We start from the raw sequence: 25810 nt of genomic DNA on the forward strand, positions 1-25810 counted from the left end.
GTATGAAACGATTCCGATTTGATCAGCAAGTAGGCAAAACGATTGATCGCTATAATTCCGTCCAGGCGACGATTTCTCGTGTCTTACGCACGCCTGATTCGGTTTCGATTGGATGTATCCATTTGGAGGCAGGCGGAATTGTCGGCTATCATCCGGCGACTTGTCCTCAGCTGTTTCTTGTCGTGAGCGGTGAAGGCTGGGTACGTGGTGAAGGTACAGCACGCATTCCGATCCAAAGTGGACAAGCGGCGTTTTGGATCACAGGGGAAGGACACGAATCGGGCAGTGAAACTGGAATGACGGCAATCGTGATCGAAGGAGATGGACTTGATCCGGAGAGCTTTATGTCCTTGTTGGAGACGTAGTATCCGTATGTATAATGGTATTGGTTTGCCATTCCACCAACTGTACATAAGCTCATTAGACTACCCTAGAAAGACGGTGTGAAAGGCGAATGAATTGGAAAACACATATGGCACTCGGTGCCATCGCTGGCTACTGTGCCTATCCTTCTTGGAAGGGCAGCGTCATTGGCGCGACGATGGCACTCGTACCTGATATTGATCAAGCAAATAGCAAGCTCGGAAACTTGATGGGGCCTGTATCCAAAATGCTGCAAAAAGGATTCGGCCATCGTACAGTGACACATTCATGGGTAATATTGTTCCTTCCATTTCTGCTATTCGGTGATTCTCCGGCTGCCATGGCAGCGCTGTGGGGGATTTTGTCCCATCTAATCAGCGATATGCTGGTGGGACGCATTCAGTTATTGTGGCCGTTGCGAGTGGGATGGCTCGGCATTCGGGTGTCCAAGTCGATGTATCGGACTGTGGATCGTATCGTGTTTTATGTAGCGATTGTTTATATCGTGATTAGAGGTTATCAGTAAGAAGAATGGACAATGAAAAAGGACTTCCCCTGGTCTTACCCCTGTCAAGTAGACACAATTAAAAAAGCCTAAGCAGCCAGTGTGTTTCGGTATTCAACCGGGGCACACTGGTTTAATTTTTTCTGGAACCGTTCATGGTTATAAAACCAAATGTATTTTTCAATGGCTTGAAAGAGATCTTCTTCTGTCTTACACTCAGTAAAGTACAATGTCTCAGTTTTGAGATGCGAGAAAAAGGATTCGATGCAGGCGTTATCAAGGCAGTTTCCTTTGCGAGAGTGGCTGCCACTTATGCCAAGTTCCTTTATTCGCTTATTGTACTGTCGAGACGTGTATTGGAAGCCCTGATCTGAATGTAGGGTTGCTTTCAGCACGTCTCTTTCTTCGTTTAGCTGCCCCACAGTGTCTAACACAAGTTGTAAATCATTTCGCTTGGAAACTTTCCAGGCAACAACTTCGTTGTTAAAAAGGTCCTGAATGACCGAAAGGTAATAGTAACGGTTATGAAGTGCAACATACGTAATATCTGTTACAAATACCTCATTGGGCTTGTCCGCTCTAAACTTACGGTTAAGTAAGTTGGGATATACAATCGAAGGTGCTTTACCAAAATAGCGGCGCTTCCTCCTGATGATGGATTGAAGGTTTAATTCTTTCATCAGGCGGTATATTCGCTTATGATTCGCATTCAATCCCTTCTTCTTTAATGCTATCTGCATTCGTGGATAACCATAGTATGGATGCTCCAAATGAATCGCCATCATATGCTTTTTCAGAATCTGATCTAACTCATTTCTTGCTGACGGCTTTCCTTTGGTGCTAAGCCATTTGTAAAAACCCGACCGTGACACTTGCGCAATTTCTACCAACCACGTTAGTGGATATTTTTTACGCAGCTCGTTTATGATCGTAAAGCGAGTTATTTTCCATACCTTCCCCCCAGATGCAGATTGGGATTGCGCTTTTTTAGGTATTCTACCTGCGCCTTTAGATAGTCCCTTTCTTCTTCCACAGTAGCAAACTTGGTTCTTGGACGACCAACAAATGGGGTGTCACTAGAACCATTCTTTCCTCTTTGATCCACAAAACCTTCGCCTTTATTCTTCTTTCGAACCCATTGTAGAACTTGTGTTTTACTAGGTATCCCTAATTCCTTAGCTATTGCTTTATAACCCATCTCTCCCTGTTGATACATGTTTACTGCTCTCAGCTTAAACTCCTCGGAATAACGCTTGAATATTTGACCTTTTTTAGCCATGAGAAAATCCCCTCCAAGTAGAGTGTACCACCCACCGTTAGGTGGGCGGGCTTTTTACACTGTCTACTCAAAGGGGATAATATCACCCCTCAGGAGGTCCTTTTTCATTAGAACAAAAAAAGCTGACACCGGTTTAGGGCCGATGCCAGCTTGCTGTAACGATTATGATCGGATTCTTCTTATCACGAAACAATTAAGGCATCATGAACTGTTGCACGAGCTCAGCGTTTTCAGTCATGAATTTATCCGCGTTTTGCATGACTTCTTGTTGCGCTTCCATCATTTGTTGGTCCGTTACCGTAGCGAAGTTGATGGAGTTGTCAGCAGTCATAGCTGGAATTTCCAGTGCTTTGCCGAATTCTGCTTTGGACTTCATCTTGAAGCTAAAGCCTTTTGGCATATCTGGAGTAGGGTTCGAGAAGTTTACTTTTACCGTGCCGTCAGAATCGACACCATTGTCCGTCTTCGTCTCGTTCACGGTAACATTACCGGTCAGAGCAACAGGGTTGGAGGAATATTCGTCTGCCACTACGAGTGCAAAGTCATACTTTCCGGTTTTTTTCTTGTCTTGCTTGGTTGTCTCGAAAGTAGTCGAGAGGTCCAGAATTGGCTGGTCGGTCTCTTTCGCCAAGATGCTGAACTTACCCTTTGTCTTGTCTTTTTCTTCTGTCGCTCTGTAGGTGAAGGACATTTCGCCACTTTGCAGATCAGACAGGTTGTGCAGGGAGTAACGGTAGTACGATTCTGCACCTTTATCGTAGGAAACACTGCTGTAGACCAGCTGATCTTTTTTCTCTTTTTCATCGAACAAGAGCTTGCGGGACAAGATTTGATGATCGCTATCCACGAGCACGACCATTCTCAATTGGTCAGTTGATTTGGCGTCTGTATCTTCTGTATCCTTGATGATGTCATCGAAGGCTTGCTCGTAATTTTTCTTGAATTCTTCTTTGCTGATTTCTTCTACTTGGTAGCCGCTGTCGAGCATCAGTGTAGCCACATTGTGGTAGCGGCTGTAGATCAGGTCAAACAGCTTTTGGTCTGCTTTTGCCTTCTCTGCAATTTGCTTCGTTAGAGCCGCGCCTTCTGCGTCGTTAAAAGTAACAGTGATCTCACGTGCATCTTCCTTGAGGCCTTCTTCAGAGAAGGAAACGTCTTTCTTGATGCTTACCTGACTGTCTTTGATGCTGTCAGCATACAGCAGGGCATACGGAGTCATTACCGATTTCAGTTCATCTTGGTTAAAATTGATTGCTTCATGCAAATCGCTATAGCTTACGAAGCGCTTCGGCAGTTCCTCGCCCATCTTTTGCTTAAGTGCATCGCGATCTTTCAAGTCCATATAAGCGTATTTAGAGTAAAACTCTGGCAGCTTGAAGCCCATCACGGAATCATTCATGAAGTACTCAAGAGTAGCCAGCTTTTTGTCTTGTAGGTGAACTTCCAGGTTCCCTGATTGTTGATTTTTCTGTTCATCGATGTTGCTTTGCATCACGAGCTTCGCTTTGCCCAGCATGTCGAGAATTTTTTGTGCTTGCGGGTCTGGGATCGTTGCATCTAGGGCAATTTCACTCACCTCAGTAGTGGAGTGAACTGGTTTTTCCAGGTAAGGCTTCATGTAGTCTTGGTATTCCCCGTAAGCTTTGGATGCGTCGCTTGAAAACTTCATCATGCTCTCTGCTTCCGCTTGCAGGTAAATCGTTTTTGCGCTCTTAAACAAATCGTACTTGGCATAGGCGGTTCCTAATCCACCCAGCACAACGACAGCCGCTGCCCCCGCGATCAACCATACTTTTTTCTTGCTTTTGCGCGGTGGGTTCACGTTTGTTGCAGTTTCCATCTTTTCTCTCCCCTTTTTGCTCTCTCTTTGGTGAGTACAATGTGCGTTATCATTTTGCGCACTCGATTTTGTATTGTACCATAAGGAGGATGAAGGGGAACGATTTCCAGTAAATTTCTTCAAAAAAGAGGAAGAAAGACCCAAATAGTTGCAGTCTTCCTTCTTTTGTATGCATATAGAACAAAGAAAAAGCGACAGCAGGGGGGAGATCACGTGGATTTTCGCGTGCTGCAAACGTTTATGGTGGCGGCCACGACAGAAAATTTTCACCAGACAGCAGAAGCGTTGTTCATTGCGCAGCCTACTGTCAGCCAGCATATACGACAATTGGAAAAGGAATTGGGGATCAAGCTGTTTGAACGGGTTGGCAAACGCGTTCGGTTAACGGCTGCGGGCAAACGCTACTTGCCACATGCAAAAGGACTCCTTCAACAGTGGCATAACAGTATGGAGGACTTGCAGGCTTGGAGACAGGGATATCGGGAAAAGCTGCAACTGGCTGTTTCCCCGATTATTGCCCGTGCTCGTTTTTCCCATTTGCTGCACCGGTACACCAAGCTCTATCCCGATATAGATATCTCGATTAAAATTGTCGACTCCGTGGAAATTGGCCCGCTGGTTCAAAATGGACAAGCTGATCTGGGCTTAACCCGGATGGTGCCGGGAGAATTCCAGTTGTCTACTTATCTTTTGTACGAAGATCCTGTTGTTTTTGCTGTCCCTCACAGTGGCGGAGATATGGAGGCGCCCTTGCCTGATTGGGAGCAAGAGGTACAATCGAATCGTCTGCTGACCCACAATCACCCGGGCTACTGGGATGAGTTGCTGTTGCTTTTGCGTCAGAGGGGGCTTTCCTTGCGTACGATGGCTGTTTCGCAGGTAGACATTACAAAGCGATTCATCGAGGATGGATTGGGTGTTTCCTTTTTGCCTCGGACGGCTGTCGATCGGGATTTGTTTGAAAACCGCTTTATTGAACTGCCCACACCTGGCCTGGTTTTGCCGAAGGTCGCTTCTTATTTGCTGGTACCTAAAGCAGGGATTAGCGAGCCAGCGCAGCATTTTATGGATATCTTGCAGTCCTTGTATCCACCGATGCCGCTTGTTCAGTCGGGTGGACGGACATAAAAGATAACAAGCCTGTAAGGTAGTTGTAAGGTGAATCGATAGTTTTGACCAATATATGTATCCTATACTGAACCCTGCTTGAAGACAGCAGGGGGGAATGACGAATATGCAGGCTGAACCAATCGCACAGAAGGATCGGATTTATTCTATTGATATTGTAAGGGGATTGGCATTGTTCGGGATTTTGCTGGTGAACTTGCCCGGCTTTATCATGTATTCGGAAGACGTTCCTATGCCAATAGAGGCGGGGATCGATGCATGGCTTCGCTTGAGCTATGACTTGTTCATTCAGACGAAATTTTTCGGGATCTTTTCGTTTCTGTTTGGCTTAGGTTTTTACATTTTTATGTCACGGGCTGAACAGCGTGGACAAAAAGTATTTCGTCTCTTCAGCAGACGGTTGTTCGCGATGTTTTTCATTGGTGTGGTGCACGTCATTCTTTGGTTCGGAGATATTTTGACGGTGTATGCACTTCTCGGCTTTTTACTGATGCCTTTTTATCGAAGAAAACCTTCTACGATTCTAGCATGGGCGGCCAGTCTGGGAGGAGTGTACATGCTCACTCAAGGCGTGGCGCTCGTGCAGACGCTAAATGGTCAAGAGGTCTATCCGTTTATCGCATCATTACAGTCGACAATGATACCGATTTTCGTGATGTTCCTGTCTGGTTTGTATGCGGGCAAACGCGGTTTGATTGCTCAAATTCGCGAGCATAAGCCGTTGTTGAAACGAATCACTGTTACTACTCTGGCAATCAGTCTTCCGATCGCAGCAGGGATTGTTTGGGCTAGCGGTGTTGTATTTGGTCCAAAGCTTGAACAGGTGAATAAAATATTGGTTGATCTAAGTACGCTGCCTATGGCGCTGTGTTTGATAGCCAGCTTGTTTCTATTGCTGGATCGTGAGCCAGCAAGGAAAGTTCTCCAGCCATTTGCCTACACGGGACAAATGGGATTAACGACTTATTTGGGTCAGACCGTCATCATGACTATTCTAATTCCTTTGCTCGGTATTACGGCCATGCCGCTCTCTTCTTGGTTTTTGCTCGCGCTGCCGATCTATGCGTTTCAATTACTCGCAAGCTGGCTGTGGCTGAAGCGTTTTAACCAGGGGCCGATGGAAAAGCTGTGGCGCTTCCTGACATACGGACGTAAAAAGAAGACGGTTCCAGCTCCTGCTAACTGATTGTAAAACGTGATCAAAACTCCGGTTTTCTTTTATTTCCCTTCACGATTATGAATCGATTATACTGAAGAGAAAAGAGACGAAAATGGAGTGGTGATGATGACAAAACAACATCCTTTGGCTATCGGCTTGGATGGTATCGCCGTAGCAGAAACAGACCTTAGTTTGGTGGATGGGATTAATGGACTGCTGGTGTACCGCGGTCATTGGGCGCGTGATTTGGCTATCCACCACACATTTGAGGAAGTGGCACACCTGCTCTGGTTCGGACATTTGCCTAGCGAGCAGGAGTTGACTGATTTAAAAGATAAGCTCAAAGCAAACCGTGAGCTGCCGGAGCACGTAAAGGGAATCCTGAAGCTGATCCCGGCAGATGTAGATATGATGAGTGTGCTGCGTACGGGTGTTTCGGCACTGGGCAGTTCCTCGCACGGCTTCCCGCCAACCATCGATGAGGTGATTTCGCTCGCTGCCAAGATGCCGACAATCGTTGCGTATCGCTTCGCTTGCCTGGAGGGCCGCGAGCCGTTTGCACCGAATCCGGAGCTGGATCATACAGCGAACTATCTGTATATGCTCAAAGGCGAAAAGCCGAATGCGGCACATGTACGTGCACTGGATGCGTACCTGATTTTGACGCAGGAGCATGGCATGAATGCATCGACATTCTCCGGTCGTGTCGTCAGCTCGACCGAATCCGATCTGATTTCTTCCATTACGGCGGCAATCGGAACCCTGAAAGGGCCTTTGCACGGCGGAGCACCTTCTGAAGTGACGGAGATGATCGAGGCTATCGGCACGAAGGAAAATGCAGAGCCGTGGCTGCGCAACAAGCTGGAGAGCGGCGGACGCTTGATGGGCTTCGGGCACCGCGTCTATAAAACGATTGATCCGCGTGCAACTGCTCTGCGCGTCGTTGCATCCGAGCTGTCGTCCAACGATCCGTGGTTCGATCTGGCGACACACGTAGAAAAAGTAGGCTTGCAACTGCTGGAAGAGTACAAACCAGGCCGCAAGCTGAATACAAACGTAGAGTTTTTTGCCGCAGCTGTCATGCGCGCGGTGGGCTTGGACGACAATTTGTTTACACCGACATTTGCCGTGAGCCGTGTGGTCGGTTGGAGTGCGCACATTCTGGAGCAAGCAGGCAAAAACCGCATTATTCGCCCGCAATCCAATTACATTGGCACGATGCCAGAATAATCGAGACGCCAATCATAAAAGCTATCCGTTATACGGGTAGCTTTTTTTGGTGTTATAGATGTGGCTGTGGTGAAGAGAAGAATATTTCCAGTCTAGGCTCCAGGCTCCGTCCCGCTGAGGGCTGAGACTGTCCGCTCCGAAGGGATTCGCGGGGAAACGCAAAAGTGGTAGCCGCTACGTAGCACGGGCACGTTGCGTTTCTTTTGCCCGCGAATCCCTTCTCCGCTCGGTAGGACTCCACAAGTCGCTACGTCTGGAAATATTCTTCTCTGTCGTAACCGATGATGTTCTTCAATCTTTAAGTCTTTAAAAACCCGTTTAAGCACGGAAAGCTCGTAGAGGAAACAGGAGAAATAAGCGAAGATCTTTGGTACACCGACCGAGACGGAATGCAAAAAGCGAAACACGCTCTTAAGCGTCCACCTCTGAAAAACATCCTGAAAGAACTACTTTGGACGCGGTTTCGCTTTTTGCATGGAGTCGGGCAGTCAATCCCACAGCGGGTGGGACAAGAAGCTGAGCGTTTTCTCCTGTTTCCTCCCCACCCCAACAGCCGGACAAAGTATATATCGTTTTCACAAAGTGCAACTCGGGATTGCAGAACAAGCTTACTTTTGGCATGATAATAAAAAAAAGTAAGGAGTGGAGCAAATGGCGTTGTTGTCTACCCCGTTTCAGTTCAAAGGACTTAGCTTGAAGAATCGGATCGTCATGCCACCGATGTGCCAATACTCTGTGGATGCACACGATGGAACACCAACGGACTGGCATTTTGTTCATTACGTTTCCCGTGCAGTAGGCGGAACAGGTCTGATTATCGTGGAAATGACCGATGTCGAGCCTGATGGCAGAATTTCCAACGGCGATTTGGGCTTGTGGTCAGACGAGCAGATTCCGGCGTATGCACGAATTGTCTCCGAGGTTCATAAGTATGGGGCCAAAATTGGCATACAGATTGCTCATGCGGGCCGCAAAGCGGAAGACGCAGAAGTGCCTGTATCGGCGTCCGCGATTGCTTTCCCAGGGGCGCGCTACAAAACGCCACGGGCGTTGACGACAGAAGAAGTCAAGCAAATGGTCGTCAAGTTCCAGGACTCTGCGAGACGTGCGGTGGAAGCCGGGTTTGACACCATTGAAATCCACGGTGCGCACGGATACTTGATTCACCAGTTCCACTCCCCTTTGACCAATCAGCGAGACGATGAGTATGGGCGGGATAAAGCGCTGTTTGGCGTGGAAATTATTCAGGCGATCAAAGAGGTCATGCCAGCCGACATGCCGCTGATCATGCGCGTCTCTGCCGTAGAGTACGTGGATGGTGGATATGGGCTGGAATACAGCACGGAGCTGTGCCGTCGATACAAGGAAGCAGGCGTTGATATTTTCCATCTTTCCAGCGGCGGGGAAGGACCGATTGGTTCAGCAGGTCGTCCAGGTGTTCATCCTGGCTATCAAGTACCATTGGCACGCGCAATTAAGCAGGCACTGGATGTCCCAGTCATTGCAGTCGGCAACCTCGATGATCCAAAAGTGGCGGAAGCATCGATTGGCAATGGCGATACGGATTTGGTAGCAGTCGGACGCGGTATGCTGCGTGATCCTTATTGGGCACTGCATGCGATTCGTGAGTTGTCGGCGGATGAGTTGCAGCCACCGAAGCAATATTCAAGAGCGTTTTAATCGAGTAATAGAGCGGGGGCTTTCCTTTCGACTGCATGAGTCGGAGGAGAGCCCTTTTTTACCGCGAGCCCTTGACACTTTTTGACAGTCCGTTTAAGATAAATGTCAGTCAGTACTGACAATCACTTCCGGGAATGAGGATAGCAATGAGCAGCAGCAAAAGTCTTACAAGCAGCGAAAAGCTGATGATAGCCGCAATCGACCTCATCGCGGAAAGAGGCTACAACGGCGTAACCACGCAAGAAATTGCCACAGCGGCAGGATTGAGCGAGAAGACGTTGTTTCGTCACTTCGGCAGCAAGCGGAATTTGCTCGAAAGCGCCTTTGACCGTTTTCATTACACGGAAGGACTGACAAAGCTTTTTGCGGAGAAGCTTACGTGGGATTTGCGCGAGGATTTGCTATTGATCAGCCGAACGTATCACGAAATGATGAACCGGAATCGAAAAATGATTTTAATTAGCATGAAGGATGAGGCCCATTTGCCGGGATTCCGCGAGCGGACCCAAAAGCACCCGCGACAGTTGATGGTACTGTTTACAGATTACTTCATAGAGATGGGCAAAAAGGGAAAGATGATCCAAACGAATCCGGAGGCACAGGCAACAGCCTTCATGGTCATGAATTTCGGGGCGTTTTTGAACGATCTGGATAGCGCTAGCAATTTTTCAGGGGTATCTCTGGATGCATTTATCGAAGAGAGTGTAGAGGTTTTTGCTAGGGGTTTGACTCCCTAGTTTTTTTACCACTTATATGTCAGTCAGTACTGACAGTCAAATTGCGAATAACAATAGTGAAGGGGAAGATGCGGCATGGAAGCGACAAAAACGCAGCAAAACAGGGACATATTAATCCGGATCTTGATGTTTACCTTGGTCATTTCCTCCATGAGTGCTTTGGTGTTTAACATTGCACTCCCCGAAATTAGCAAGGAGTTTGGTTTGAGCATCGCACAGGTGAGCTGGCTATCGACCGCATATGGATTGTTATACGCGATCGGAACGGTGACGTATGGCAAGCTGGCGGATCGATACAAGCTCAAGAATTTGTTGACGTTTGGACTGATGGTGTTTACGGCGGGTTCTTTTTTCGGTTTGGTCTCCGATTCCTTTGCGATGGCCCTTTTCGGAAGATGCTTGCAGGCAGTAGGGGCGGCTGTCGTTCCGGCTACTGCGATGCTCATTCCTTTGCGATACTTCCCGCCGGAGCGCAGGGGTTCTGTTTTAGGAAGAACGGCAGTAGGATTGGCTCTTGGTGGTGCACTCGGTCCTGTGGTTGCGGCGTTAATCGTCAGCTTTGCCCATTGGCGCTGGCTGTTTTCCATACCGCTCCTGATCTTGCTTACGCTGCCGTTCTACCGCAAATATTTGGAGGATGAAGAGATTGCGTCTGGTGGGAAATTTGATTGGGTGGGCGGCTCCTTACTTGCGATCAGCGTGACGTCACTGCTTTTGGGAGTAACGAATGGATCGTGGTGGTATGCATTGGGCAGTTTGATTACTTTGCTCCTGTTCGTCGTACGAATTCGTTCGGTAGCTGATCCGTTTGTCCAGCCGAAGGTTTTTGCCAACAAGCAGTATACAATCGGGATTCTGATGGCATTTCTCATAAATGGAATGGGGATATCGCTTTATTATCTCAGTCCGCTGCTCTTGGCTCAGGTACAGCAGCTATCGACGAGCTGGATCGGCTTTGTGATGGTTCCAGCGGCCATTGCTTCGGCATTGCTTGGTCGTGTGGGAGGAAAGCTCGCGGACAGGCGGGGGAATGCTTTTCTGTATTTCGTTGCCTCTAGCTTACTGATTAGCTGCTTTGGCTTGCTGTCTACTTTCACAAGCACCTCGGTTATAGGCATTGCGCTCTTCTTGATCCTAGGCAACGTGGGGCAGTCTTATATGCAAATCTCGATGGCGAACTCGATCTCGAGGACGTTGACGAAGGAGCAGGCGGGAGTAGGCATGGGAATCTTCTCGATGCTGAGCTTCATTTCCATGGGGATCGCGTCTGCTGTATACAGCAAGGTTATCGATCTTGGCGCGACTACCAATTGGAACCCGGTGAATCCTTATACGAGCGGCTTCATTTACAGCAATATTTATTTGATGATGGCCCTGATGCACGTATGTCTAATCGTCTTCTACTACTATCAGTTCGGTAGGGCCAAGAGACAGAGCCTTCTGGCGGATAGCTGACCTTTTGTTCATTCAGGCTTAATCTAATATGTGGTAGACTAAAACAAAAAAGGAAGGGGGTTCCTGTTCGTTGCGAGAGCTTTCTGCCATTCGTTTTACAGAGGGAGAGCCACTGTTCATCCAAATCTATCACTTTATCAAAGACGAAATATTGCGTAACCAAATCATGTATGAAGAGTTTCTCCCCTCGATCAGAAGCTGTGCCCAATCGCTTGCTGTCAACAAAAACACAGTGGAAGTCGCCTATCAGCTACTGGTATCGGAAGGGTACATCAGCAGCATTCCGAAAAAAGGGTATCAGGTGACGTATAAAGCAGGATCTCCTTCCGGGCAGTACGCAGCGGAACTAGAGGACTCTCGTTTACCGCCGATTCGCTATGACTTTCGCTATGGCAACATCGAGCTCGGGGCATTCCCTTTTCATCCGTGGAATAAGCTGCGCAACAAGCTCATTTCCTACCATCAGCGCACGTATATGGTGGAGGGGCTGGCTCAAGGCGAATACGTCTTGCGAAAGGAACTCTCGAAATTGCTGCATGAAACGAGAGGAGTCCTCGCCACGCCGGAGCAGATTATTATTGGAGCCACCCCGCAACAGTTGGTGTCGATTGTCGTCCAGCTTCTGGACAGAGAGAAGCATGTGATTGGCGTAGAAAATCCGGGCTATGATGGTGCGAGAAATACGTTTCTCAACGGTGGCTACCGTGTACATGGCATTTCCTTGGAGGCAGACGGTGTATCCATTGAAGAACTGAGGCAAAGCGGGGCAAGCATCATGTATGTGAGTCCTTCCCAGCAATTCATCAACAAAATGACGATGCCTTTGGAGAAAAGAAACCAATTGTCCCTGTGGGCGCAATCCTTATCGCATTCTTATCTGGTGGAGGATGACTACGAATGGGAGTTCAAATATCAAGAGAGCTACATCCCTTCGATCCAGAGTCTGACTCCTCAAAAGGTTGTTTACATTGGGCGACTCTCCAAAGCATTGCTGCCGCTCGTAAACGTTAGCTACGTCGTCCTTCCTTACGAACTGTTATCGCTTTTTCACCAGCGCGTGCCTGAATACGATCAGCCTGTTTCCCGCTTGGACCAGTTGACGCTAGCAGTGTATTTGTCCGATGGTTATTGGCATAGACACTTGCAGCACATGCGAAAAAACTACGTGGAAAAGCGAGAGGTGTTTCTTCAGGCAGTCGCTCGTTACATGGACGGCCGTGTGGAAATAGAAGGGAAGGATACGGGGCTGCATGTATTTTTGACCGTTAAAAGTCAGCGTACGGAAGCCGAACTCATGGAGCGTGCCTATCAGAAAGGCGTAAAAGTCTACGGAACTGCCCGATACTGGTTGCATGATACAAGAGAGCATCCGACGGTATTGCTAGGATACGGAGCATTGACCCCCGACGATATTCAAGAGGGCATCCGCTTGTTGGCTAGCGCCTGGTTCGAGTAACAGATCAGCTTTCTGTCCCACTCATCTCGAACAATCTGTCCCTTTGGCCCCGAACGGCTATCCATTACGATGGACAGGACAGCGTCAGAGAAAGGGTGGGAAAAATGAAGTTCATTTTTGATTTGGACGGGACGATCTGCTTCAAGGGTCAACCGATCTCAACAAACATTTTGGATAGCCTGCTTGCACTTGAACAAGCGGGACATTCCGTAGGTTTCGCCTCCGCAAGACCGTGTCGTGACATGCTGCCTGTCCTCGATGAGCGGTTTGCCAACCATCTCCTCATTGGAGCGAATGGGGCGATGACACATCATCGAGGGAGCTTGCAGGGCTGTGTGCCGATCCCGGATCGTTTTGCACATGAAATCATCAGCATTCTCGATGATTATCGCGCGCAGTATTTCATCGATGACTCGTGGAATTACGCACATAATTGTGTGTCGACCCATCCTTTTTTGAGCAATATCGATCCCAAGCGGACAGCCAGCCGCGTGGACGTGGATCAACTGAATGCCGTGCTGAAAATCCTGATTTTATCGTGTGACCGTTATGAAGAATTGATGGCGAGAATCAAGGAACTCGACGTTACGCTGCATTATCATTCGGCAGAAGGCATTCTCGACCTGACTTATCGGGGAGTGAATAAATGGGCTGCCCTGAATCAGTTCGATGTGGCAGGGGAGCCGTTCATCTGCTTTGGCAATGACATGAATGATTTGCCGCTGTTTGAAAAAGCGCATCATTCCGTATTGATTGGCGAGTATGAACCGCTTCTTTCACTGGCAAAAGAAAAAATCACCATGGATGATCAGGTGGAGCAATCTATTATCGCAAAATTGCGAGAGTTGGGCGCGCAGTATGAGTTAGCTCTTCCATAAACCGAAAAGGAGGCCATCAAATGATGAATCCATTATTGGAGAAGAGACATCAGGCACTGCGCGAAGCAGAGACCAAAGCGGAGTTTTTATTTGCCACAATCGAAGAGAAGGGCATCATTCGCAGTGGCGTGACGGAAAAAGATATCAACAAGGAGATTTACGAGCTGGCCTTTCAATTGTTCGGGATCAAAAAATATTGGCATAAGCGAATTGTGCGAGCGGGGAGAAACACGCTGTATCCATACAGAGAAAACCCACCGAACTTGACTGTCGCTCCCGAAGATATTGTCTTTCTCGATTTCGGGCCGATTTTTGAGGACTGGGAAGCCGATCTTGGGCGGACGTATGTGCTTGGAAATGATCCGGTAAAACAAAAGCTGCGCGACGATATTGAAAAAGCGTGGGACGAGGGCAAGGCTTACTTTTTGTCCAAGCCGGATATTACGAGCAGCGAGCTGTTTGCCTACATGTGCGAGCTCGCCAAAGCATACGGCTGGGAGTACGGTGGTCCCCACGCAGGGCATCTCATCGGCGAATTCCCGCATGAAAAAATTCAGGGGGATGATATCGTCAACTATATTCACCCTGACAATCACAAGCCAATGAGAGAGCCGGATCATAACGGACACCCGCGCGATTGGATCCTGGAGGTTCATTTTATTGATCGGGAACGGGAAATTGGAGGATTTGTGGAGAAGCTGCTGACGGTGGAGTAAGAGGAAATAAGAAAACGCCTTTTCCAATCAGGAAAGGGCGTTCTTTATTTACCTACTCTTTGCCCAACTAATACATCACCATGTTCCCGGTCTTTTTCATATGCTTCTCCGCTTGCTTCAACAACACGACGGTCGCTGTCACGAGCACCAGCAAGACAGCGGCGAGAAGTCCCATACTCGGTAGCATTGTTTGCAATGACGCCCCCTCCATCAGCAGCTCGCGAATCAACTGAAGCGCGTAGGTCAGGGGAAAGCAAAAGGAAATGACCTTGGCCCAAACCGGAAAGGCCATCGGGGGCAGGCGGACACCGGAAAAGATCAGCATCGGCTCATCCAGAACGGTGTACAGAAAGCTCGAATCGCGTGAAAACAGAAAGAGCACACAGAGAAAGCCGCCCCAGACGATGGCCGATACCAGCAAAATGAGGAAGGCGAGTGGAGGCGCCCACCAGCCGCTCAGCTGAATGCCATCGACAAAAAACAAGGCTAACAGGGCAAAACAGAAGAACAGCCAGACCCCCTCGATCAGCGAGGAAAGCGAACGCCCATACAAAAAAGCGAGCCGGTTGACCGGGCTGATGAAGATCATTTCCATGGTTCCCGCTTGCCGTTCAAAGCTCATTTGCCATGACGACTGTACCAGGCACCAATAAAAGATGTAGCCTAAATAGCCAGTCAACAGGAACAGCGGCAACTGTTCGTAACTGATGAACCGGGCTAAAGGGGAATCAGCTCCCATCCGGAACGGGGCAAACGAATAATACGCGGTAACAAAATTGATGACGGGCCAGACCAAGAGCGAGAAGTAGATCATTTTGCTGTGAAACGAATGGCGATGCTCCTTGATGATTTCGGCCAAAAGCAGGCTGCCTAGCTGTTTCATGCTCCCCTCCGATCTGCCATGTGCAGGATGACGTCCTCCAGAGATGGCTGTTGGGTAGAGAGACGCAAGACAGGGGATTGGTGGGCAGCCAAGAGGGAAAGCAGTGGAGTCGTCATATCCGTTTTTCCTCGTAACGTCACTTCCCAGGACTGCTCGTCTGTTTCCGCGATTTCCCGTGAGCCGCCATAATCCAGAGCCAGCTGGCGCAGATCGTAATCGAGCGAGTCGGAAAGAGCGGGGATCACTACCTGTAAGGCTGTATCCAGGTGGAGCGATTTGGTCAGCTGCTCCGGTGTATCATGCGCCACGAGCCTTCCTTTATTGATGATGTATACCTCGTCACAAAGCTCTTCTACCTCATGAATGTAGTGGCTGGTCAACAGAATGGCTTTTCCATGCTGAGAAGCGAGCTCACTCACATGCTTGCGAAGCTGTCGGGCGATGGGGGCGTCCAAGCCGAGAGTCGGCTCGTCAAGGAACAGGTAGCGCGGATCATTGATCAGGCCCCGAGCAATTTGTAGTCGCTGCTTCATGCCTTTGGAATAACGCTCGACAGGGGTGTTGGCGGCCTCGTACAGGCCAACCTGCAAGAGTAATGAATCGATCCGATTGCGCAAGGCCTGCCCTTGCAAACCGTACAGACTGCCGAAATATTGCAGGTTTTCCCGCCCTGTCAGCCGCCAGTACAGCATGCGCTCGCCCCCTGCAATCATGTTGACCTTGGCTTTGACGAACCGATCGTCCTTTACCGCGTCGTACCCGTCTACCGTGATTGTGCCGCTGGTTGGGGTGAGCAGTGTGGAGCACATCTTGATCGTTGTTGTTTTTCCTGCGCCATTAATGCCTAACAATCCAATGATTTTGCCGGGTACCATGCGAAAGGACAGATCAGCGACTGCCTCGACCTCTGTCCATTGCTGGCGAAACCAGCCTTTTTTCTCCCTTACTCGGTATACCTTCCGTACATTTTCTGCAATCAGCATGATCGTTGTCCTCCTCGTTATCCAAAAATTGATTCCATGACGCGTTTTTCCATCCTACGAATGCCCCACATCCCGATGACGAGATAGACGAGGGACAGGGCTGCCATATGAAACAGCTGTGGTGAAACAGCATGCAGCGGCGCTCCTTGAATCACGCATTGCCGAAAAGCATCCAGCGCAGGCGCGAGCGGCATGATGAGACCGAGTGGTTGCACCCATTCAGGCAAATACGGAATCGGAAACGTCACCCCACTGACAAAGGCCATTACGGCAAACAGCGTGTTTTGTGTGATGTACGTATCGCGGAACCAAAGCATGAGACTACCCAATACAAGCGCTTGGCAAAAGAAAGCCCCTGTAGACAATATCCAGACAAGAACGGCGCTCCATACGTTCGTATGAGAGAGCGTAAGTCCGAACAACGCCCCTACAAGCACAATCACCGAAAATTCGAACAAAGTACGCATGAGTTGTTGGGCGACATTCCCCAAAAAGTACCCCCTGCGCAAGGAAGGGGTGAGCAAAACAGCCTCCAAGGTTCCTTCCCGAAGCTCCGTAATAAGTGAGCGGCTGACATTCATCAAGGTCGAGACGGCAAACGCATAAAAAGCTCCGCCGAGGATGGCGTACGACAAGTAATCGGACGAGCCAGTGAGATGCGCAAAATTATCGTCCAACTGCCCGACAAATACATAGTGATAGGCGAAGAAGGCGAACAGCACCGTATAGACCCCGGAAAAAATGTGGCCGATGACAAACGACCACGGATAGGCACGAATCATTACGCGAGTATTGCGGATAAAGGTAGCTTTGGCGACATGAAACAAGTTATTTCCTCCGTTCTGGGGGATGTGATGAAGTAGGTGGAGCGGCAAGTCCAGGAACAGGCATATCGATGAACTCATGCAGATCGACGGCGAGTTGTTCCAGCCGTGATGCAATGGCGCGGTAAAACACATACCGTCCCCGCCGTTCACTCCAGATAAAGCCTGTGTCTACCAACAGATTCAAGTGCTTGTTGACGGCAGGCTCACTGATGTTATGCAGGTCAGCCAACTGCTGTGTACAGTAAGGATGAGCCAATAATGATTTGAGAATCGCTGTCCGCGTCGGGTCACTGAACACCTTCATTTTGCTGATGAAGTCAGCGGGAACCACCGAGGTGGCAGAGGTGCCGGGAACGTCAACGGATAAGCACACGGAGATATGGTCGTCGTAAATGCCGAGCAACAAATGCGGTGCGATAAAAGTAGAGACACGCAAATGGATACGAGCCAGCTCCGAATAGCCAAATGTATACGTTTTTGCCTTGTGAAATTGCAAGAAGTCTTCGTGCACCTTCAAGCGCGGGTGTACCTGCGACAAAAACGAAATCGGATCAAGCTTGATCTGCTCTTGTGCTTCATGTACGGCGCGGACGAGCCACGGTTCAATTCGCCGTTCTTCTGTCTGGAAAAAAGGCAGGTAGTCGTAGCAAAACTCCAGAAAACTGCGCTTGGTCGAGAGCGGATGGCGCAAAAGCTCCCGATGCTCCGGTTTCAGCTCATCAAAAATCTCGTCTGTACGTCCTTGCATCCAAGCGTGAAGTTGTCTGGGATGATAGACGGGACCGATCATGAGTTGGGCAAACTCGCCAGCATCCATCGCCTGTACACGCTCCAATGCGGCCTCAACAGAATGCTCAAAGCACTCCTCCCAAGGTGCTAGGAAGTCCATGGCATCGAGAAACTGATTGGACATGGAACTAAAATAGTGAAGCTTGTTCAAGAGCGGGGCAGGTAAAGCAGTGAGCAACTCCTCCGCCCAATGCAAGCGGGAGGTGTGATGCTCCGGCTTGGCAAGCACATGGAGACTTAAGAAAAACTCATAGCCGGGTATGTATGCGACATGAAGATGCTTACGCAGCCAGTCAGGTAAATCTTGCACCGAGCATCCTCCTTTCTCGTTCAATTAACCATTTGGTGAATTTAATTTGGGAGTGGGCAAAATTGAAGAAATTATGCCGGAGGGGCATCTCGATGTCAAGAGAAAAAGAAAACAACCACGGCTAACGGGTAGCACGTGGTTGCGGAACGGTATCACGTTTCGGAAAAACGAGAGCCGAGGGTCTGCACCGTTTGCTGCATCGCTGTCAAATCCGCTTCGGGAAGCGACTTTTCCTGATAGCGATATTGCTGATAGTAACGTGTGATGCGACTGACAGCATCCAGTTGACCTACATCTAGCAAGGACTGTTCGCGCAGGCGATTGAAAAACTCTTGGGGTGTCTCATGCAGCGCGATTGGCATTCCTTGCTTTTCCATGAGGACGAGGAATTGATAGTAGGCGTACCTGGTGGGGTCATCCTCTGGGCCAACAGGCTGCTTGAACCATTTGAAAGAGTCATCTACCGCGCTTTCTTTACTGGAAGAGGGAGGAACAGCGGTCAATACGGTATTTTGTGCAGCCGCCACTTCTTTTTCCAGCGTAATCGTCCCCTTGAAGCGCTTTTTCCACATGTATCGGCCGAGCAGGAGCACGCACACGAGGATGAAGGCAACGATTAAGTATGGCTGCAGAACAGAAAAGAGTGGTTCTCCGAGTTGTATCTGCACACTGGGGTTATCTGGTTTTTGTCCTGTATTTTCCGTTAATAACTGAATCGCTGCCTGTTTTTGGTTCGCCCTCTCGTACAAACGTTCAAACAATTCCACAATGAAAATAAGCACAGGCTCAAAGAGCGTATACAGTCCAGCGCTGACAGGGCCTTTTATCCAACTCCAGATCCAATAGATGAGACCAAGTACGATAGAACCGACGGCCAAATAACCTGCGATCAAAAGAAAACGAGTGCCAAGCACTTGACTGCCGAGTAGCAAGCTAATGCGAGCAGGTAGCCTCGTAGAAAGTGATCCTTCCCGCAGCACGAACGCCACAATCGCCACCAACATATAGCTGAGAGTAATGAGGACGAGCATGGAAAAAGATGCTGGGAGCGAATAGGAATCTGGGTCAACGATGGAGGTGTAAAGTACTGCGATCACGAGCTGTATCAGACCCGCCATCAGCGCGAGAACAAATCTGCGTTGCAGACTGTCATGTCGATAACCTTCCGATGCAGCACTTTGTACTCTCCAAAAATAAACAGCAGCCAGTATCAGAGCAATGAGCCAGGAATCGTAGAGGTAAAAGCTGGCGACCCCGACTGCAAACACGGTCGGATACAGTAACAAGTGAAGCATAAAGCGACCGCCACCACCATGATACAACCAGCTCCCAGCCATGAGTAGGATCGCTGCGACTAGACAAAACGAGAGCAGTTGACCAAAGCCTGCTGTCATATACCCAAACAATATCAGGAATACGCCTGTCAGCATGGCCTCCAGCCAAAACGCGAGCGTCCAACGGCCGATCAAGGAGAGTGTCATCCCATCATCACGCTCCTTTTTTTCAAGCGAGCTTGCTCAAAACGCTGGATGATGACAGGGTCAGAAGAAACATCCAGCACTGCAACCTGATGACCGCGTTGAACAAGACGCTCCGCGGAAGCTTGTACAGATTGGTCCATTCGTGGTGTCACAATGAGAATGGCTTCCTTCCCATGTGCTCCCTCTAACCGGCGAAGAACAGTTGTCAGTGGCGTTGTCACAAAATGATGCATTTGCGCCAGCTGAGTCATGACGTGCAGGTGGTGTGCCTTGCCACTTCCCGCAGGCAAATGAAAATGCTCACGTCCTCGTTGCTTCACGGTGAGGTACAGCTCGTATCCGACCGATTTTCTCCTGCACAGGCCAGCCAAAGCCGCAAGACAGGAGATCGTCCGTTCATTGGTGGTGTCGTTATACTTTTGCATCATCGGTTCATAGGAGGGCAGGATATGCCCGACAATTCGCCAGTTTGGATGGGCTGTATACTCGAAAAGACGCGTCTCCAGTGAGCCTGTTTTGGCGGTTGCCTTCCAATGGATGTGCTTGAAACGGTCACCTGGCATGTACGACCGAATGCCACGCTGAAAAGTGACATCGTCCTGTTGGCGCTGACGAGAAAGCCGATTCCCGTCCGGTTCCGTTTCAGCGAGCACGACGGGAGAAAGAGCAAGAGGCAACGGATAGACCAGCAAGGAAAAGGAAATCAACAATGTCATAGCGGTAGGCTCCTCGCCCAATAACGGCAATGTCTCGGATTGAACATCCGTCAGCCAGACCGTTCCTCGCTTGTTCGGAATGAGAATCAAGGTGCGTGTAGCACTTTGTCGCATCGGCAGATCAAACCGCAGGCGAACGCTCGTCCGATGATTGAGGATTCGCACCTCGTCTGCGCCCTCCACCGAGACATGCTCCGGCAGTGTGAAGCGAAGCCAGGTAGCAGGCAAAGGCAGCCACGAACGATTGTGCAAGCGAACTGTAATGTGTACGGGTGTCCCTGACAGGACGCGCGTTTGATCACTGGACCATTCGAGTGACACCCATTTGGACATGGATTTGACCCACCAGTCTTGTGCAGCGGGGAGAAAAAAGAAAAAGCCCCCAAACAGAAAGAAAAACCAGTGGCCGGAAAAAACGGCGAAGAGCAGCAAGACAAAACCGATTACGTGAAAGGTTTGCTTGGTGATCATAGCGCTACACGCTTTCTTCGACGGGAGCGGGGACGCTGGTCAAGATTTGCTCCACGACTTCCTGCTCCGTCACATGAAGCTCTGCTTCCATAGAGAGGCGAATGCGGTGTGCTGCCAGACTTGGAAACACCACTTTTACATCATCCGGCAAGACATAAGTACGACCAGAAACGAACGCGTAAGCCTGGGCAGATCGCAACAGGGCGAGCATGGCGCGGGGACTGATGCCCACCTCAACCGAACGATGCTGGCGAGTCGCTTCCGTCAGGTCGATAACATAGTCTTCCACCGGTTGACTGACATGGACGGTCGTGACCTCGCGTTGCAGAGCCGCAATTTGCTCGACAGTGATGACAGGCTCGACGGCCTCTAATGGGGAGGTACTGCGGAATCTCCGCAAAATTTCTTTGGCATCCTCTCGCGTACCGTAGCCAAGAGACAGCTTGAAAAGGAAGCGGTCCAACTGTGCTTCCGGCAGCGGATAGGTCCCTTCCGATTCAATCGGATTTTGGGTAGCGATGACCAGCATGGTCGATGGAAGTGGCAGGGTGATGCCTTCGATCGTGACCTGGCGTTCCTCCATGCATTCCAGCAAGCCGGATTGAGTCCTGGGAGTGGCCCGGTTTATTTCATCTGCGAGCAAGACATCCGCAAAAACAGGTCCCTTGCGCAGTTCGAATTCACTTGTTCGTTGATTGAATACATGTAGACCGACGACATCAGATGGCAGTAGATCCGCAGTAAATTGCAGGCGGTTGTAAGAGCCGCCAATCGCTTGCGCCAATGTTTTGGCAAGCACGGTTTTTCCCATTCCGGGCAAGTCCTCCAGCAATACGTGACCACGGGCGAGCAAGGCCGTTACCAATAGGCGGATCTGGCTTTCCTTGCCCACGATGACGCTGCTGATAGCACCTTGCAGGTTATCCAATGTCGGATGAGTCATGAAAATTCTCCTTTTCCCATTCAAAATTTAGGAGTCATACGGCTCTAATTATATATGGAATATCCTGTTATTTACAAATTTTCGAAATAATATTCCCGCCAGCGCAGCGAACGCGATGAGGGCACCTACAGAGATGTAAAGAGGGCGAATCCCTACCTGATCGCTCAGCTGTCCGCCAAGCCAAATACCGACGGGCATCGTCGCACGCACGATGAGCAGGCGGACAGACAGTACACGCCCCATTAGCTCGGAAGGAACGTGAAGCTGATACAGGCTTGTGCTATGTACTTGGAAAAAAGGAGCAAACAGACCAGCCAACAGTTCGATGGTGATTGCAAGCCAGATGTCATGGGTAAAGCCTATTGCAACAAAGCTTAAGCCACCTAATACCAGTGAGCCCAACATGATCAGGGGCTGTCCAAGGCTGCTACGGAAGTGAGGCACGAGCAAGGAGCCGAAGAAATATCCCAACGGATAACCAGCCAAAAACAAGCCTACATGAAACGAGGTGCCTTGCATCTCGCCGGCTACAAAAGGCAGGTTTAGTACGAGTGTAACTCCGACAGCAAATTGGACGAGAGCCGAGTAAAGACCAAGCCAGAGCAAAAGGGGCTTCTGCCAAAAAATCGCAAGACCAGCCTTAAACATGACAAACCACGATTGCTTCTTGTTGGCGGTATCCGCTGGGGCGAGTGGACAAAGAACCAGAAAGAAACCGCTAAGTGCGTAGCTGATCGCGACCAATGCGAGTACTGACTCACCGCCGATAATCGCCACGAGAATCCCCCCTAAAGGAGGACCTGTAATCAAGGCAATGCGCAGGACACTATCCAAATAGGCATTGGCTTGGAGGAGCTGCTCTCTTTTGACCAGAGCAGGGAGGAGTGATTGGCTGGCTGGCACATACAGCGGTTGAACGAGACCGTTGATCAAGGCAGTGAAATACAACGGCCAGAGCGATTCGGTCCCGGAAGTAATGACCACAAAGGACAAACAAAATGCAGCAGCTCGCATCCACTGAGAAAAAAGCATGACACGCTTCTTGTCGAATCGGTCGATGTATGGTCCAGCTACCAACTGAATAGCGAGCGACGGCAAGAAATACAACAGCCACATCTGTCCAACCGCACCTTGTGAGCCTGTTGCCTGATAGATTAACCAGCTATTGGCGAGGGTACCGAGTGAGGCGCCGAGTTCTGAAATGAGCTGACCGAAAAGAATCCAACGATAAGAACGCTGCTGCCAGACAGAGGCTTGTACCGCGGTTTGGTTCATGGGTTGCTCCTGTCCAGAAATTCACCCCACATCAGGGGGAGCTTGTCCAAAGTATGACGGCGGAGTCTGTAACGGGAGCCTGCTGTTTCAACGAGATGGGCAGACCGCAGCATGGACAGGTGATGGTGCACTGTCGATTTTGCCATAGAAAGTTGATCTGTTATCTCTTGCAGGCTCAGGTCCTTTTCCGCCAGCATTTTGACCATGCGCAGCCTGTGCTCATCTCCGAGTGCTTTTAAGGCTTGCACCAGTGAAGGAGGTGGCTGATTAGGATCTACAGCATCGTGCAAATTCTCGTCGGCAACAGGATAATAAAAAATTTTCGTCCCGACAGCATCGGCCTGTACGGTCCACGGGCGATAGATCGCTTGTGGGATCAGCAGTACTCGTGTCACGGCAGGCTCCGGGAGATAGCTCGATCCCGTTGCATACTCCACCAAGGCTTCCGGGTTGAGCTTTCCTAGCTTGCTTTGCTTTTGCGACCAATCCCGTCCTAGCATGCGAACGATTTCTTCCTCACGCGGCTTGATATGAGTGGTATACCAGCCTTCCATCAATCGAAGAATATGACCACGCAGCTCTTCTGCATCAACGGAAGTAATATGCCCGATATACGTTTCAAAAAAGAGGTGGGCACGGCACGCTTCCTGCAAAGCGGCGCAATCATCCTTGCTTCCTTGTGCAGTCTTCCGCCGTGCTTCCTGCAGACTTTCACCCAGATAAGGGAGGGCTTCGTATCGGAGCTGTTCTGTTGAGAGCTCTCTGACATATGAGAGAAAGGAATCCAGATCAGCGAAAGGGCAAAGATCGATCAGTTGCAAAAGCGTCTTCCACGTGTTGTGCTCCTTCGCATAGTCGACCTCTTGCCGAACAGAAGGTGATAGCTCGTTCAACAGTTGACCCCAATAGGCAGGAGGGTGTTCCATCGTATGATGCAATTGATCGTAGGTAGCGGCAGCGATTCCCAAGGCAGCTTCAAATAAAGGAGAATACGAGATCTCCACGCGATACGTTGTCCGTTCACTTCCGATGTTCAAAACTTTCACGTCTTATCCATCCTTCCAAAAATTTCATCTATGCTCGCATTATAGAAAAATCGAATTTAAAATTCAATATTTTTCGAACATAAATAAAAAAATGAAGGACCTCGCAGCTCAAAAAAGAGGTAGCGCGATCCTTCTTCATAGCTATCAACCCACCGTGGATAATTGCAACGCACGCTGCAGTGCTTGCTCCAGATCAGAGATGATGTCGTCGATAGACTCTGTGCCGACGGAGAGCCGGATCAATCCTGGCGTCACGCCGGCGGCCACTTGCTCTTCTTCCGTCATCTGCTGATGTGTTGTGCTAGCTGGATGAATGATGAGTGACTTGGAGTCCCCGACATTTGCGAGATGGGAGAACAGCTTCACGGACTCGATCAATGTTTTTCCTGCCTCAATTCCACCGCGAATTCCAAAGGTCAGAATCGCGCCAGCACCTTTTGGCAAATATTTTTGTGCCAATTCATGCTGGGAGTCTGACTCCAGTCCCGGATAACTCACCCACTCTACGGCAGAGTGATTGGCGAGGAATTGGGCTACTGCCAAGGCGTTCTGGCTATGCCGCTCGATGCGCAGATGCAATGTTTCTAATCCTTGCAGGAACAAGAAGGAGTTGATTGGAGCGACAGCCGCTCCGATATCGCGCTGGAGCTGGACGCGCGCCTTGATAATATAGGCGAGTGGACCGACTGCCTCTGTATAGACGACGCCATGGTAGCTTGGGTCTGGTGTAGTCAGAGCTGGGAATTTCCCATTGTTCCAGTCGAATTTTCCAGAATCTACGATGATACCGCCAATTGCCGTTCCGTGACCGCCAATGAATTTGGTGGTAGAGTGCACGATGATATCGGCCCCGTGCTCAAAAGGACGGCACAAAATCGGAGTCGCAAAGGTGTTGTCCACGATCAAAGGCACGCCATTTTCGTGGGCAATATTGGCGATCGCCTCAATATCAGCGACATCAATGCGCGGGTTGCCGATCGTCTCGCAAAACACGGCTTTTGTCTTTTCATTCATATAGGCACGGAAATTTTCCGGATAGGATTGATCAGCAAAATGAACCTTGATACCGAGGCGGGGAAGCGTGTGGGCGAACAGGTTGTAGGTACCGCCGTAGAGGCTGCTGGAAGCGACAATCTCGTCTCCTGCATGCGCAATATTTAAGATGGCAAACGTAATGGCAGCTTGCCCGGATGCGGTCGCGAGTGCGCCAACACCACCTTCGAGCAGGGCAACACGCTTCTCAAACACATCCTGCGTGGGATTCATGATGCGTGTATAGATGTTCCCAAATTCTTTTAAGCCAAACAGGTTGGCTGCATGCTCCGTATCACGGAAAACATAGGAGGTCGTCTGATAGATCGGAACAGCACGTGCGCCTGTTACAGGGTCAACCTCCTGCCCACCGTGTACCGCAAGTGTTTCTGGCTTCCATTGTTGTTGATCGGACATGATCATCTCTCCTTTTTCTATGAAAAATAGATAATAAAAAACGGAGCATTCTCCTGAGAAGAAGAAGGCTCCGTTCATGCACGGGCTTGTGTTCATCTCTCAGAATCATTGGATTCTGCAGGAATTGGCACCATGCAGCTAGTCTGCTGGTTGCCGGGCTTCGTAGGGCCTGTCCCTCCACCGCTCTTGATGAGAAAAGTTATTGTCGTAA

General features: G+C 49.6%; 23 protein-coding genes and 1 riboswitch. Of the genes, 11 read left to right on the forward strand and 12 right to left on the reverse strand.

Annotation, left to right across the window (positions count from 1 at the left end):
* The first annotated feature begins 2 nt into the window (after positions 1–2).
* Together ACKKE8_RS02840 and ACKKE8_RS02845 are read left to right on the forward strand one after the other, a co-directional pair.
* Positions 3–365: a cupin gene (locus ACKKE8_RS02840; protein WP_409176839.1), complete on the forward strand. Its 363-nt coding sequence runs from the start codon at positions 3–5 to the stop codon at positions 363–365.
* A gap of 89 nt (positions 366–454) precedes the next feature.
* Positions 455–889, forward strand: a complete 435-nt coding sequence (locus tag ACKKE8_RS02845; RefSeq protein ID WP_017247226.1) for a metal-dependent hydrolase — start codon at positions 455–457, stop codon at positions 887–889.
* A 68-nt stretch (positions 890–957) separates the two neighbouring features.
* Here ACKKE8_RS02845 and ACKKE8_RS02850 read toward each other — a convergent pair.
* A protein-coding gene (locus ACKKE8_RS02850) for an IS3 family transposase (RefSeq protein WP_409174429.1) occupies positions 958–2147 on the reverse strand; the annotation gives its coding sequence in 2 pieces (ribosomal slippage) (positions 958–1859 and positions 1859–2147; 1191 coding nt in all).
* A 193-nt stretch (positions 2148–2340) separates the two neighbouring features.
* Entirely contained in the window at positions 2341–3987 is a 1647-nt protein-coding gene (locus ACKKE8_RS02855) for a hypothetical protein (RefSeq protein ID WP_409176840.1), read from the reverse strand.
* Positions 3988–4200: 213 nt separating this feature from the next.
* Between ACKKE8_RS02855 and ACKKE8_RS02860 the strand changes: the two genes are divergently transcribed.
* The 9 genes from ACKKE8_RS02860 to ACKKE8_RS02900 all read left to right on the forward strand — a co-directional run bounded on the left by ACKKE8_RS02860 (position 4201) and on the right by ACKKE8_RS02900 (position 14426).
* Positions 4201–5115, forward strand: coding sequence for a LysR family transcriptional regulator (locus ACKKE8_RS02860; protein WP_409176841.1), 915 nt, complete (start codon positions 4201–4203; stop codon positions 5113–5115).
* A gap of 97 nt (positions 5116–5212) precedes the next feature.
* Positions 5213–6301, forward strand: coding sequence for a DUF418 domain-containing protein (locus ACKKE8_RS02865; RefSeq protein WP_409176842.1), 1089 nt, complete (start codon positions 5213–5215; stop codon positions 6299–6301).
* A 99-nt stretch (positions 6302–6400) separates the two neighbouring features.
* Positions 6401–7504 (forward strand): citrate/2-methylcitrate synthase, encoded by a 1104-nt coding sequence (locus ACKKE8_RS02870; protein WP_409176843.1) that lies wholly within the window; start codon positions 6401–6403, stop codon positions 7502–7504.
* Between the two features lie 651 nt (positions 7505–8155).
* Entirely contained in the window at positions 8156–9184 is a 1029-nt protein-coding gene (locus ACKKE8_RS02875) for an NADH:flavin oxidoreductase/NADH oxidase (RefSeq protein ID WP_409176844.1), read from the forward strand.
* Between the two features lie 146 nt (positions 9185–9330).
* Complete coding sequence (locus ACKKE8_RS02880; RefSeq protein ID WP_409176845.1) at positions 9331–9921, forward strand: TetR/AcrR family transcriptional regulator; 591 nt, start codon at positions 9331–9333, stop codon at positions 9919–9921.
* Positions 9922–9996: 75 nt separating this feature from the next.
* Positions 9997–11376, forward strand: coding sequence for an MFS transporter (locus tag ACKKE8_RS02885; RefSeq protein WP_409176846.1), 1380 nt, complete (start codon positions 9997–9999; stop codon positions 11374–11376).
* 70 nt (positions 11377–11446) lie between these two features.
* Positions 11447–12832 carry a PLP-dependent aminotransferase family protein gene (locus ACKKE8_RS02890; RefSeq protein WP_409176847.1) on the forward strand — a complete coding sequence of 462 codons (1386 nt, stop codon included), beginning with the start codon at positions 11447–11449 and terminating at the stop codon, positions 12830–12832.
* 104 nt (positions 12833–12936) lie between these two features.
* Positions 12937–13710 (forward strand): HAD-IIB family hydrolase, encoded by a 774-nt coding sequence (locus tag ACKKE8_RS02895; protein ID WP_409176848.1) that lies wholly within the window; start codon positions 12937–12939, stop codon positions 13708–13710.
* Between the two features lie 20 nt (positions 13711–13730).
* Positions 13731–14426, forward strand: coding sequence for a M24 family metallopeptidase (locus ACKKE8_RS02900; protein ID WP_409176849.1), 696 nt, complete (start codon positions 13731–13733; stop codon positions 14424–14426).
* A 67-nt stretch (positions 14427–14493) separates the two neighbouring features.
* Here ACKKE8_RS02900 and ACKKE8_RS02905 read toward each other — a convergent pair whose 3' ends face one another.
* The 10 genes from ACKKE8_RS02905 to ACKKE8_RS02950 all read right to left on the reverse strand — a co-directional run bounded on the left by ACKKE8_RS02905 (position 14494) and on the right by ACKKE8_RS02950 (position 25599).
* Positions 14494–15309 carry an ABC transporter permease gene (locus tag ACKKE8_RS02905; protein ID WP_392428019.1) on the reverse strand — a complete coding sequence of 272 codons (816 nt, stop codon included), beginning with the start codon at positions 15307–15309 and terminating at the stop codon, positions 14494–14496.
* Positions 15306–16292, reverse strand: a complete 987-nt coding sequence (locus ACKKE8_RS02910; RefSeq protein WP_409176850.1) for an ABC transporter ATP-binding protein — start codon at positions 16290–16292, stop codon at positions 15306–15308. Before ACKKE8_RS02910 ends, ACKKE8_RS02905 begins: the two co-directional genes overlap by 4 nt.
* Before the next feature lie 17 nt (positions 16293–16309).
* Complete coding sequence (locus tag ACKKE8_RS02915) at positions 16310–17119, reverse strand: ABC transporter permease (protein WP_409176851.1); 810 nt, start codon at positions 17117–17119, stop codon at positions 16310–16312.
* Position 17120: 1 nt separating this feature from the next.
* The gene (locus ACKKE8_RS02920; protein ID WP_409176852.1) at positions 17121–18218 is read right to left on the reverse strand and encodes an ArsR/SmtB family transcription factor; all 1098 of its coding nucleotides are present in this window, start codon (positions 18216–18218) and stop codon (positions 17121–17123) included.
* A gap of 152 nt (positions 18219–18370) precedes the next feature.
* On the reverse strand, positions 18371–19699 hold the full coding sequence (locus ACKKE8_RS02925) for a DUF4129 domain-containing protein (protein WP_409176853.1): 1329 nt from the start codon (positions 19697–19699) through the stop codon (positions 18371–18373).
* Complete coding sequence (locus ACKKE8_RS02930; protein WP_409176854.1) at positions 19696–20886, reverse strand: DUF58 domain-containing protein; 1191 nt, start codon at positions 20884–20886, stop codon at positions 19696–19698. Before ACKKE8_RS02930 ends, ACKKE8_RS02925 begins: the two co-directional genes overlap by 4 nt.
* A gap of 4 nt (positions 20887–20890) precedes the next feature.
* A complete protein-coding gene (locus tag ACKKE8_RS02935; protein ID WP_409176855.1) occupies positions 20891–21829 on the reverse strand; it encodes an AAA family ATPase in 939 nt (312 codons plus the stop codon).
* 48 nt (positions 21830–21877) lie between these two features.
* Positions 21878–23104, reverse strand: coding sequence for an MFS transporter (locus tag ACKKE8_RS02940; protein WP_409176856.1), 1227 nt, complete (start codon positions 23102–23104; stop codon positions 21878–21880).
* Positions 23101–24150, reverse strand: coding sequence for an ArsR/SmtB family transcription factor (locus ACKKE8_RS02945; protein ID WP_409176857.1), 1050 nt, complete (start codon positions 24148–24150; stop codon positions 23101–23103). The genes ACKKE8_RS02940 and ACKKE8_RS02945 overlap by 4 nt, the downstream gene beginning before the upstream one ends.
* A 144-nt stretch (positions 24151–24294) precedes the next feature.
* Complete coding sequence (locus tag ACKKE8_RS02950) at positions 24295–25599, reverse strand: homocysteine synthase (protein WP_409176858.1); 1305 nt, start codon at positions 25597–25599, stop codon at positions 24295–24297.
* An 89-nt stretch (positions 25600–25688) separates the two neighbouring features.
* Positions 25689–25795, reverse strand: a riboswitch (SAM riboswitch).
* Positions 25796–25810: the final 15 nt, after the last annotated feature.

The sequence above is a fragment of the Brevibacillus fortis genome (assembly GCF_046196545.1).
GTDB lineage: Bacteria > Bacillota > Bacilli > Brevibacillales > Brevibacillaceae > Brevibacillus > Brevibacillus fortis_A.